General features: G+C 32.5%; 7 protein-coding genes. 6 read left to right on the plus strand and 1 reads right to left on the minus strand.

The window, feature by feature from the left end; translation table 11 throughout:
* Positions 1-28: 28 nt before the first annotated feature.
* Entirely contained in the window at positions 29-1,543 is a 1,515-nt protein-coding gene (gene gltX / locus DFQ10_RS00630; protein WP_115815499.1) for a glutamate--tRNA ligase, read from the minus strand.
* A gap of 224 nt (positions 1,544-1,767) precedes the next feature.
* On the opposite strand from gltX, the gene DFQ10_RS00635 reads away from it, so the two are divergent.
* From DFQ10_RS00635 to DFQ10_RS00660, 6 genes are all read left to right on the plus strand, one after another.
* Positions 1,768-5,415 (plus strand): DUF4175 family protein, encoded by a 3,648-nt coding sequence (locus tag DFQ10_RS00635; RefSeq protein ID WP_115815500.1) that lies wholly within the window; start codon positions 1,768-1,770, stop codon positions 5,413-5,415.
* A complete protein-coding gene (ybeY, locus tag DFQ10_RS00640; protein WP_115815501.1) occupies positions 5,408-5,821 on the plus strand; it encodes an rRNA maturation RNase YbeY in 414 nt (137 codons plus the stop codon). Before DFQ10_RS00635 ends, ybeY begins: the two co-directional genes overlap by 8 nt.
* Positions 5,822-5,899: 78 nt before the next feature.
* Positions 5,900-7,771, plus strand: a complete 1,872-nt coding sequence (gene mnmG, locus DFQ10_RS00645) for a tRNA uridine-5-carboxymethylaminomethyl(34) synthesis enzyme MnmG (RefSeq protein WP_115815502.1) — start codon at positions 5,900-5,902, stop codon at positions 7,769-7,771.
* 274 nt (positions 7,772-8,045) lie between these two features.
* Positions 8,046-8,906 carry a class I SAM-dependent methyltransferase gene (locus DFQ10_RS00650; RefSeq protein ID WP_245940568.1) on the plus strand — a complete coding sequence of 287 codons (861 nt, stop codon included), beginning with the start codon at positions 8,046-8,048 and terminating at the stop codon, positions 8,904-8,906.
* A 211-nt stretch (positions 8,907-9,117) separates the two neighbouring features.
* On the plus strand, positions 9,118-9,681 hold the full coding sequence (locus DFQ10_RS00655) for an OmpH family outer membrane protein (protein WP_115815503.1): 564 nt from the start codon (positions 9,118-9,120) through the stop codon (positions 9,679-9,681).
* 202 nt (positions 9,682-9,883) lie between these two features.
* On the plus strand, positions 9,884-12,259 hold the full coding sequence (locus DFQ10_RS00660) for a TonB-dependent receptor (RefSeq protein ID WP_115815504.1): 2,376 nt from the start codon (positions 9,884-9,886) through the stop codon (positions 12,257-12,259).
* Positions 12,260-12,262: the final 3 nt, after the last annotated feature.

Below are 12,262 nucleotides of genomic sequence, written 5' to 3' on the forward strand. Positions count from 1 at the left end.
TAAAACCTGACAGGTCTTAGTTGGTAAACTAAACTTGCTTGATTAAAGCTTCAATTCGACTAACCGTTTCTGTTTTACCAATCATATACATAATATCAAAAACATCTGGTCCTTGCAGAGCACCAACTAAAGCGAGTCTTAAAGGCATCATTACTTTACCAAAACCAATTTCGTTATCAGTAATCCAACCTTTAATGTTGGTTTGAAGATTTTCAACCGTAAAGTCATCAGTAGTATTAACAAGTTCAATAACCTTTGTCATTACATCAGCTGTTCCTTCTTTTAAAGCCTTTTTAGAGGCTTTTTCATCATAAGCAGTTGGCGCTGTAAAAAAGAAATGACTCAAATCCCAAAAATCATTAACAAACGTTGCACGTTCTTTAATTAACCCAACAACTAAAGCGATGTAATTAACATCAATGTTTGATAATTCTGGTCTTATAGCTTTAAACTGCTCAGCTAAATCTAAATCTAATTGCTGTTGCATGTAATGATGATTAAACCATTTGGTTTTATCTGGGTCAAAACGTGCGCCAGCTTTATTTACTCTTGCTAAATCAAAATCAGCAACTAATTGCTCTAAACTGAAAATCTCTTGTTCCGTTCCAGGATTCCATCCTAAAAAGGCTAAAAAATTTACAACCGCTTCTGGGAAATAGCCATCTTCTTTATAACCTCTAGAAACCGTTCCGTCTGGTGCTGTATATTCTAATGGAAATACAGGAAAGCCCATTTTATCGCCATCACGCTTGCTTAGTTTTCCTTTTCCTGTTGGTTTTAAAATTAATGGTAAATGTGCAAATTCTGGTGCTTCCCAACCAAAGGCATTATATAATAATTGATGTAATGCTAAAGATGGTAACCATTCTTCACCACGGATAACATGTGTAATTTCCATTAAATGGTCATCGACAATATTTGCTAGGTGATAGGTTGGCATGCCATCACTTTTAAATAACACTTTATCATCTAAAACGTTGGTGTCAATTTTCATGTTACCACGAATAATATCTGTAAGATGTAACGTTTCATCTTGAGGTGATTTAAAACGAATCACAAAATCCTCACCAGCTTCAATTTTAGCTTTCGTTTCTGCTTCAGTTAAAACTAAAGAGTTAACTAAACGTCCTCTTTCACGGTTATGCCAGTTGTAGATAAAAGTTTTACCTTTTTCTTCATGTCCTTTACGCTCAGCATCTAATTGTTCTGCAGTATCAAAAGCATAATAAGCATTTCCGCTTGCTATTAATTCATCTGCATATTGTTTATACAAATCCTTACGCTCACTTTGTCTGTAAGGACCGAATTTTTCGTTTTTATTTGGGCCTTCATCAAAAGAAATGCCACACCAATTTAATGATTCAACGATGTAATCTTCAGCACCTTCAACATAACGATTTTGGTCTGTATCCTCAATTCTGAGGACAAAATCACCACCATGTTTTTTGGCAAATAAATAGTTGAATAAAGCGGTTCTTACACCACCAATATGTAATGGTCCTGTTGGACTTGGTGCAAAACGCACACGTACTTTTTTAGACATAATTGTATATTAAAGCGCAAAGATAGTTTGATAGAATTTTAGAACAAAGAAAATAAGCACTTGTTAAGTTTTACCGTATTTAACAGTAAATTCTTCTATATTAACAGAATCTTATTAATTTTCAACTATTTTCGATTAAAATAAATTTGTAGTTTAGTCAGTTGTTAATAATGTTGAATAATTAGCCAAGGGCTAATAGCTAATGCCTAATAGCTAAATATAGAATGACCAATTTCGAAACCATAAAACAAAAGCTAGAGCAATTCATTAAAAGGTATTATACTAATGAATTATTAAAAGGTGCTATCTTATTTTTCGCCATTGGTTTACTATATCTTATAATTACATTATTCGTAGAATATGTGTTATGGCTTAATCCAACAGCTAGAACGATATTATTTTGGATGTTTATCGCAGTAGAATTAGCACTCTTCGTAAAGTTTATAGCCATTCCGTTGTCACATTTATTCAAATTAAAACAAGGCATAAATTTTGAAACGGCTTCAAAACTTATAGGAAATCATTTCCCAGAAGTGAACGATAAATTATTAAACGTACTTCAACTTAATCAAAGCCCTCAACAATCCGATTTATTATTAGCAAGTATAGAGCAGAAGTCGCAAGAGTTACAACCCATTCCTTTTAAATCAGCCGTTAACTTTAAATCCAATACCAAATATTTAAAATATGCGGCTATTCCTATTGCTATTTTATTGTTGTCGTTTGTTACCGGAAAAATAAATTGGTTTAGTGATAGTTACGAACGTGTTGTTAATTACAAAACGGCATACGAACCACCAGCACCTTTTCAGTTTTTTGTATTGAATGAATCGCTTCAAGCTATAGAAAATAAAGATTTTAAGTTACAAGTTTCAACTGCAGGAAATGTGATTCCTGAGAACGCACAAATTAAATTTAACGGTCAATCGTACTTTTTGCAACAAATTGCAGCTGGCGAATTTCAGTACACATTCAATCTTCCAAAAGAAGCTGTTGAGTTTACCTTATCAGCAAATGATGTCACATCAAAACCGTATAAATTAACTGTAGTGAACACACCAAATTTGGTGAATTTTGAAATGGTGTTAGATTACCCTTCGCACACCAAAAAGCAAGATGAAGTTTTAAAAAGTACGGGTTCTGCTGTAATTCCTGAAGGGACTATAATCACCTGGAAAGCAAAGACAAAATCGACGACAGGTGTTCATATTTATGCTGAAGATACCTTAAGTTTTAAGTCTAAAGACAACGTTAATTTTGAAGCATCAAAGCAACTTTATAAAAATTACAATTACAGTATTACAACAAGTAATGGTGATTTAAAAGATTACGAGAATTTGGCGTACAATATTAATGTAGTAAAGGATATTTATCCAGAGTTGAATATCAAGGTTCAAAAAGATTCAATAGACCAACAAAGTTTGTATTTCTATGGTCAAGCAAGTGATGATTATGGTTTAACCAAATTACAATTGGTGTATTATCCTAGTGAAGATGAATCAAAAAAAGTAGTAGAGCCTATTAATATTTCAAAGTCTAATTTTAGTGAGTTTGTTAGCGCGTTTCCAAATCAATTCAATCTAGAAGATGGTGTAAGCTACCAATTGTATTTTGAAGTTTTTGATAACGATGCACTACATAATTATAAGCGTACAAAAAGTTCAACATTTAGTTACCGAAAATTGACTAAAGACGAAGAAGAGCAAAAACAGCTTAATGAACAGAACGAAACGATAAAGGATATCAGTAAAACGTTCGATAAACTTCAAGAACAAGATAAAAAGCTTGAAGAATTATCTAAAACCCAAAAGGAAAAAGAAAGTCTAAATTTTAATGACAAGAAGAAATTTGAAGAGTTCTTAAAACGTCAGAAAAATCAGGAACAGTTGATGAAAAATTTCAACAAAAAACTGCAAGATAATTTAGAAGAATTTCAAAAGGACGAAAATAAAGACGACCAATTTAAAGAAGATTTAAAGGAACGTTTAAAAGAGAATGAAGAACAATTAAAGAAAGACGAAGAATTACTCAAAGAGCTTGAAGAATTAAAGGATAAAATTAACAAGGAAGAGTTCACACAAAAACTCGAAGAATTAGCCAAACAAAACAAGAATAAGAAACGTAGCATGAAGCAACTTTTAGAGTTGACCAAGCGTTTCTATGTGATGAAAAAAGCTGAGAAAGTTTCAAGTGAATTAGAAAAACTAGCAGAAGAACAAGAAGAATTATCCAAAAAGGAAAAAGAAAACACCAAAGAAGCTCAAGAAAAATTGAACGAGGAGTTTGATAAACTTCAAAAAGATTTAGAAGATTTAAAACGCGAAGACAGGCAACTTCAAAAACCTATGAAGATTGCGAGAGATGAATTTTTAGAAGATGAGATAAAATTCGACCAAAAGGAAGCCAAAGAAGCCTTAGAACAGAAAGAAGATAGTGAATCTAAAGAAGATGCTGAAAAGGCTAAAGAACAGCAAGAAAAAGCTAAAAAGAAGCAAAAGCAAGCTGCTCAGAAAATGAAGGAAATCAGTGATATGCTAAAGAAAGCTGCAGCTGGTGGAGGAGGTGGTGGAGACCAAGCGGCAGAAGATATTGATGCTTTACGTCAAATATTAGAAAATTTGTTACTGTATTCCTTCGACCAAGAGGCTCTTATGGAAACTTTTGAAAGTATAGGAATCAATAATAATAACTACGGAAAGTACATTATTCAACAAAGTAATTTAAGAGAACATTTTGAACATATAGATGATAGTTTGTTTGCCTTATCCTTGAGACAACCTAAGATTTCTGAAAAAGTGAATTCGCAAATTACAGAGGTTTATTTTAACATTGATAAAGCGTTAGAGCAGCTCTCAGAAAATCGATTGTACCAAGGCGTTGGTGCACAACAATACGCGGTAACTTCTACTAATGAATTAGCGAGTTTTTTAAGTGATGTTTTAGATAATATGGAAATGGATATGAATCCGTCTCAAGGGGAAGGCGAAGGAGAATCTCAATTGGAAGATATTATTATGAGTCAAGAAGAACTCAATAAAAAGATGGAAGAAGGCGTAAAGAAAGGTGAAGAGGGTAAAGAAGGAGAAAAGGGTGAAGAAGGCGATAAGGGTAAGGAAGGAGATGGACAGAAGCCTGGTAAAGATGGCAAGGATGGAAAAGAAGGTGAAGGTGAAAAACCAGGTGATAAGGGTAAAGCTGGAAAAGAAGGAAAGGACGGTAAAAGCGGTGATAACGGTAAGAGTGGAGAAGGACAAGGAAAAGGTGGAAAAGGAGGAAAGTCTGGTAAGAATGGTGAACAGAAAGGTGAGGGCAATGAAGGTGGACAGAAAGAAGGTGATGGTCAAGGTAAAAATGGAGAAGGTAAGGGCAAGAATGGAAAAGATGGTAAAAATGGTGGTGATGGAAATGGCGAAGGTGAAGGCGAAAAAAATGACGGTTATGGCGAAGGTGGAAGTGAGGAGCAAAATGGAGAATTATTTAAAATTTATCAGAAACAACAATTATTGCGTCAAGCACTAGAAGACAGACTTGGTAAGGAAGGAAAAATTGAATCTGCCGGACAATTAATAAAGCAAATGGAAGAGATTGAACTCGATTTGTTGAATACAGGATTTACAAACCAAACGCTTCAAAAAATGATGGATGTACAGCATAAATTATTAAAGATGGAGAACGCGACTTTTATGCAAGGTCAAGATACCAAGCGTAAATCTGAAACTAATAAAGAAGAATTTAATCAAAATAATCCAAGTCAGATTCCTACGGCAAAACAATATTTTAATACAACTGAAATTTTAAATCGTCAAGCATTACCTTTGCAAAATCATTTAAAGAAAAAAATTCAAGAGTATTTTAAGAAAACCAATGATTAGTTTTAACTACGAAACCGATTTTAATTTAGACGAAGAACAAGGTTTTTCAGACTGGATTAGCAATACCATTTTAGAAGAACATTGTAAAGAAGGAGAGATAAATTACATTTTTTGTTCAGACGATTATTTACACAAATTGAATGTTGATTTCTTAAATCACGATACACTAACGGACATTATTAGCTTCGATTATTCAGTAGGAAAAGAACTACATGGTGATATTTATATTTCAGTGGATAGAGTGAAGGAAAATGCTTCAGATTTTAAAGTATCTTTTGATGATGAAATGGCGCGAGTAATCATTCATGGAGTGCTGCATTATTGTGGTTACAAAGATAAATCGGAAGACGATGAAAAGATGATGAGGTCTAAAGAGGATTACTACTTAGCAAAGCGAAATCTATAGTCACGATTTCAGCGTATATTTGCAAATCCAAAATTTTAATAATTTAATTGTTCCACGTGGAACAAAATAAAGTTCAATATGTTTAACGAAGAATATGATGTTATAGTTGTTGGTGCAGGTCACGCAGGAAGTGAAGCTGCTGCGGCTGCTGCAAATATGGGAAGCAAAACATTATTGATTACCATGAATCTTCAAAACATCGCTCAGATGTCTTGTAATCCTGCAATGGGAGGAATAGCAAAAGGACAAATTGTAAGAGAGATTGATGCGCTTGGAGGTTATAGCGGAATCGTTTCAGACACATCTGCTATACAATTTAAGATGCTTAATAAATCTAAAGGACCTGCAATGTGGAGTCCTAGAGTGCAATCTGATAGAATGCGTTTTGCGGAAGATTGGAGAATGCTTTTAGAAGGAACCGAAAATCTTGATTTCTATCAAGAGATGGTATCTGGTCTTATTGTTGAAAATCACAAAGTGGTTGGTGTAAAAACATCTCTTGGAGTTGAGGTAAGAGCAAAGTCGGTTGTGCTTACTAATGGAACTTTTTTAAATGGATTAATTCATATTGGTGATAAGAATTTTGGAGGAGGAAGAGCAGGTGAAAGAGCGGCAACCGGAATTACAGAACAACTTGTAAATTTAGGTTTCGAATCTGGAAGAATGAAAACAGGAACACCACCAAGAGTTGATGGTCGTTCTTTAGATTTTTCAAAAATGGTTGAACAACCTGGTGATGAGAATCCTGAAAAATTTTCATATTTGGATATTACAAAACCACTAACACATCAGCGTTCTTGTCATTTGACTTATACGAGTGAAGCGGTCCATGATTTATTGCGTGAAGGTTTTGACCGTTCACCAATGTTTAACGGTCGAATTAAAAGTGTTGGTCCAAGATATTGTCCTTCTATTGAAGATAAAATTAATCGATTTGCTGATAAGGATAGACATCAATTATTTGTAGAACCAGAAGGGTGGAATACATGCGAATATTATATAAATGGGTTCTCTACGTCGTTACCAGAAGATGTTCAGTTTAAAGCATTGCGTTCTGTGGTTGGTTTTGAAAACGTAAAATTCTTTAGACCAGGTTATGCAATTGAATACGATTATTTTCCACCAACCCAATTAAAGCACACATTAGAAACTAAGTTAGTTGAGGGCTTATATTTCGCTGGTCAGATAAATGGAACTACGGGTTACGAAGAAGCAGCTTCTCAAGGTTTGATGGCTGGTATTAATGCGTGTTTAAAAGTGCAAGAAAAGGAAGCGTTTACATTACAGCGTGATGAAGCTTATATTGGCGTTTTGATAGATGACTTAATTACAAAAGGTACTGAAGAGCCTTATAGAATGTTTACATCTCGTGCAGAATATAGAACGCTTTTAAGGCAAGATAATGCAGACTTTAGGTTAACACCAAAAGGTTATGGTTTAGGTTTAGCATCGGAAAAACGATTAAAGCGTATGGAAGAAAAGCAATCTAAATCTGAAGCTTTTGTGCAGTTTTTTAAAGATACAAGTATAACACCAGATGAAGCTAATCCTGTTTTAGAATCTAAGAATTCTGCAACCGTTAAGCAGCAAGATAAAATGTTTAAGTTATATGCTCGACCAAATATTACAATAGATGATGTACGTAAATTTGAAGCTGTAGAGAATTATATTCAGGCTAATGATTTAGATAATGAAGTGATAGAGCAAACCGAAATTCAAGTGAAATATGCTGGGTATATTGAGAAGGAAAAGAACAATGCTGATAAATTAAATCGATTGGAAAATTTAAAGATTCCTGCTGATTTTGATTATTCAAAATTGAAATCCATGAGTATAGAGGCTAGGCAAAAATTAGATAAAATTAAACCAGTAACCATTTCTCAAGCATCTCGAATTAGTGGAGTTTCACCTAATGATATTTCTGTTTTACTTGTTTATTTAGGAAGATAAAATAATGTTCCACGTGAAACAATTGTTTATTTAGTATAAAAATACACCCCTAGAATCCCCTCAAGGGGAGAATAGTTCTAACAATGTTTTAGTAATTCTGATTGTAAATATTTGTTTAAAAAACACCTTTTATTATCAGCTAGTAAAATTTTTAATTTATAAATTATCCCCTTAAGGAGAATCTAGGGATGTTAGAAAACTGATTAATATTAGAAGAATATTTTTTTTTTAACGCAAAATTGATATTTGATAAACAATAATTACCATCGAATTAGTGCCAAACAATAAACAAACATACCTAACCCTAAAAGATCATTCGGTTTCTCGCGACCAGTTCCAATTATTATATAATAAGGAACTTGATATGTTAGAAACTTTTCCTCAACCAAAGGGAGAAAAGTTGTCTGAATATTATAAAAGTGAAGACTATATTTCGCACACAGATACGAAGCGAAATCTATTAGAATTTGCATACCACAAAGTGAGGGAAATTTCTCTAAAGCGAAAATTGAAATTGATTAATTCTTTTAAGTCAGATACTAAATCATTATTGGATATTGGATGCGGAACAGGTGATTTTTTACAAACGGCTTTAAATGATAATTGGAAGGTTACAGGAATTGAACCAAACGAAAGCGCGCGTAAAATAGCAAATTCAAAAACTAATAATTCTGTTTTTGAAACTAAGGAATTAGTAAAACTAAAACCTAATAGTTTTGACGTTATTACACTTTGGCATGTCTTAGAACATTTACCAGATTTAGAAATGCATACTACATTATTTAAATCACTTTTAAAAACAAATGGCACTTTGGTAATTGCTGTTCCTAATTATAAAAGTTACGATGCAGAATATTATAAAAACTTTTGGGCAGCTTTTGATGTGCCAAGACATCTTTGGCATTTTTCTAAAATTTCAATTTCAGAATTATTTACAACTAAGAATATGACATTGGTAAAAACCTTACCAATGAAATTTGATGCATATTATGTCTGTTTACTTTCCGAAAAATATAAATCAGGATTTATGAATCCCATCAAAGCATTTTGGATAGGATGGCAATCAAATCGTAAGGCAAAACACTCTAAGGAGTATTCTTCGCATATTTATGTCTTACAGAATGCTAAATCTTAATATAAGCAACGCTCTTTTTATATCTTGTACATAAACTTGGAATAACGTCGCTCAATCTTAAAGTGTGCTTAGAAGCCTTTATACGGCGTCATTTTTAATTGATTTTAATAATTACAAGTAAAAATAATCATAGAAAACATCAATAGTTAAAAAATTAGTGTAATCACAAAGTAACTTTTATACATTTGCAAAAATTAAATCGAAAATAAAAATGAAAAAAATAATTTTAAGTTTAACAGTATTAGTTGCATTAGCATCTTGTCAAGAACAACAGAAAATTGCTTTCGTTGATAATGGAAAAGTTATTAATGACTATCAAATGAAAATTGATATCGAAGATAAGTTTAAGCAAAAGGATGAAGTGTTTAAATTAAGAATGGATAGTATTGGTAAAGCTTTTCAAGCAGAAGCACAAGCGTTTCAAGCTAAAGAACAATCGTTATCTGCTAAAGCACGTCAAGAAATGTATCAAAGTTTAACTCAAAAACAGCAAGGGTTACAACAACAGTTTCAATATGAGCAACAACAAATGCAACAATTATTTAGTGTAGAAATGGATTCTGTAATTTCTAAGGTGAATACATTTGTTAATGATTACGGTAAAAAGAATGGTTACACTTATATTTTGGGAAAAAATGAAGCTGGTAGTGTAATGTTCGGAAAAGAAGAGAATGATATTTCTGAAGCAGTTACAAAAGCTATTAACGCTGCTTATGGAGAAAAAGAGACTAAAACAGAAGATAAATCTGAAGTTGAAGCTACTACTGAGAAGTAATTATTTGTTTATAATACATATTAAAAGCCAAGCTAATTCAGCTTGGCTTTTTTGGTTCTGTAGATAAGCCATTTGTTTTAAATTCTGTTAATTTTTCTATTAGTGTTAATAATTATAAATAATTTACGTTTTAATCTTTATGTCTGTAACGAATAGGTATTTGTATCGTCTATAGAATAAATCAACCAATCAAAAAACATCAATGAAACACTTTTTTTTAGGAATTTTTCTAATATTTAGTGGTGTTATTCTTGCTCAAGAAAGCCACACAATTAGAGGAACAGTAAAGGATTTTAACAATGGGGAAACTGTATTTGGCGCCTCTGTTTTTCTTAAAGGAACTACTATTGGAGCAACAACTAATGAGTATGGATTTTACTCCATAACTGCACCAAAAGGAAACTATACGTTAATAGTTTCTTATGTAGGTTTTGAAGACATTTCTCAAGAAATTAGCTTGGATATAGATGAAACTCTCAATTTTGAGATTAAGGAATCTTTGACACAGCTAGATGAAGTTCTTATTACTTCAGATGAGCCAGAGCGTGTAAATATTAAGAAACCTCAAATGAGTGTTTCTAAGCTTAACGCTTCTACTATAAAGCAAATGCCTGCCGTTTTAGGTGAGATAGATGTAATTAAATCTATTCAAATGCTCCCAGGAGTTACTAATGGTGGTGAAGGATCAGCAGGATTTAATGTTAGAGGCGGAGCTGCAGATCAAAACTTAGTGTTATTAGATGAGGCTATAATTTATAATACTTCTCATTTTTTCGGCTTCTTTTCGGTATTTAATACAGATGCTATTAAGGATATTAAGCTTTATAAAGGTGATATTCCAGCTAAATTTGGCGGTCGCGTATCGTCGGTTTTAGATATTAGACAAAAAGATGGAAACAGTAAAAAACTCACTTTAAATGGTGGTATCGGTTTAATATCGAGTCGGTTAGCCGTTGAGGCGCCTTTGTTTAATAAGAAAGGTTCTTTTATTGTTGCTGGTAGAACGTCTTATGCACATTTATTTATGCCTTTAATTGAAGATATAGAAGATAGTAAGCTCTCTTTTTACGATATTAATTTAAAGACCAATTATGAAATAAATAAAAATAACCGTGTCTATTTATCGGGTTATTTTGGAAGAGATGTCTTTGATATCGCAAACATAATTGAAAATCAATATGGAAATACTACTGGGAACTTGCGATGGAATCATGTTTATAATGATAAATTATTTTCTAACTTATCCTTAATTTATAGTAAGTATGATTATCAAATAATTTTAGATTTTATAGAATTAGATTGGATAGCGGATATTAAAAATTATAATTTGAAGTATGATTTTGGCTATTATCTCAATGAAAATATAAAATTAGATTTTGGTGCTAGTGGCATTTTGTACAATTTAAATCCAGGAATAGTTAAGCCAACCTCAGAAAATTCACCAATAAACTATTTAAAATTAGAACAAAAAAGGGCTTTTGAAAGTGGCTTATATGTAAGCGCTGAGCATAAAGTAACAGATAAATTAACAGCACAATATGGATTACGATTTAGCAGATTTTCTAGGCTAGGTGGTCAAAACATGACGACCTATTTAAATGATCAACCTGTAGTCTATAATAACGAAATAGGAATCTACGAAGAAGGTGAGGAGATAGGTGAAACTTTTTATAAGAAAAGTGAGTCTATAGAGACCTTTAATAATTTCGAACCTAGATTTGGGCTTTCTTATCAACTAAACGAATCTTCTTCGTTAAAAGCAAGCTATACTAGAACCGCACAGTATTTGCATTTATTGTCTAACACGGCTTCTGTTACACCTTTAGATGTTTGGACACCAAGTGGTAAATATATTAAGCCACAAAAATCAAATCAATATGCTTTAGGCTACTATAAAAATATTAATGACAGTAAGTATTCATTAGAGGTAGAAACCTATTATAAAACCACAAAAAATAGAATAGATTATGTTGATGGTTCAAATTTAATAGGAACAAACACCATAGAAACCGAAATATTAAATGGTGAGGCAAGAGCGTATGGGCTAGAAGTATTATTACGAAAAAATGAAGGGAAGTTTACCGGATGGCTAGCTTATACATTATCTAAATCAGAACAAAGAACACTTGGAGGAAAAGCTGGTGGTCCAGGAATTAACTACGGAAATTGGTATAATACTGCATACGATAGAACACACGATATTTCACTTACAGGAATCTACGAATTCAATGATAAATGGAGCTTTAGTGGTAATTTGGTATACCAAACAGGTAGACCGGTAACATATCCTAACAGTCAATATACTTATGAAGACTTATCAATTGCGAGTTATAAAGGAAGAAACGAAAGTCGCTTGCCAGCATATCATCGTTTAGATGTATCTGCGACCTACTCACCGAGTAGTAGCTCAACTAGACGTTGGAAAGGAGAATGGGTTTTTGGAATATATAATATTTATAATCGAAAAAATGCCGCTTCTATTTCATTTAATCAAAATGAAGATACCGGAGAAAATGAAGCAACCAGAACAGCTATTTTTGGGATAATACCTTCAGTTACTTATAATTTTAAATTTTAATAT

Origin of the sequence: Winogradskyella eximia, assembly GCF_003386165.1 — a bacterium.
Taxonomy (GTDB): domain Bacteria; phylum Bacteroidota; class Bacteroidia; order Flavobacteriales; family Flavobacteriaceae; genus Winogradskyella; species Winogradskyella eximia.

Excerpts from the sequence above, each read along its gene's own strand:
- DFQ10_RS00660 (WP_115815504.1), top strand. The coding sequence starts at position 9,884 with ATGAAACACTTTTTTTTAGGAATTTTTCTAATATTTAGTGGTGTTATT.
- DFQ10_RS00655 (WP_115815503.1), top strand. The coding sequence starts at position 9,118 with ATGAAAAAAATAATTTTAAGTTTAACAGTATTAGTTGCATTAGCATCT.
- gltX (WP_115815499.1), bottom strand. The coding sequence starts at position 1,543 with ATGTCTAAAAAAGTACGTGTGCGTTTTGCACCAAGTCCAACAGGACCA.
- ybeY (WP_115815501.1), top strand. The coding sequence starts at position 5,408 with ATGATTAGTTTTAACTACGAAACCGATTTTAATTTAGACGAAGAACAA.
- mnmG (WP_115815502.1), top strand. The coding sequence starts at position 5,900 with ATGTTTAACGAAGAATATGATGTTATAGTTGTTGGTGCAGGTCACGCA.
- DFQ10_RS00635 (WP_115815500.1), top strand. The coding sequence starts at position 1,768 with ATGACCAATTTCGAAACCATAAAACAAAAGCTAGAGCAATTCATTAAA.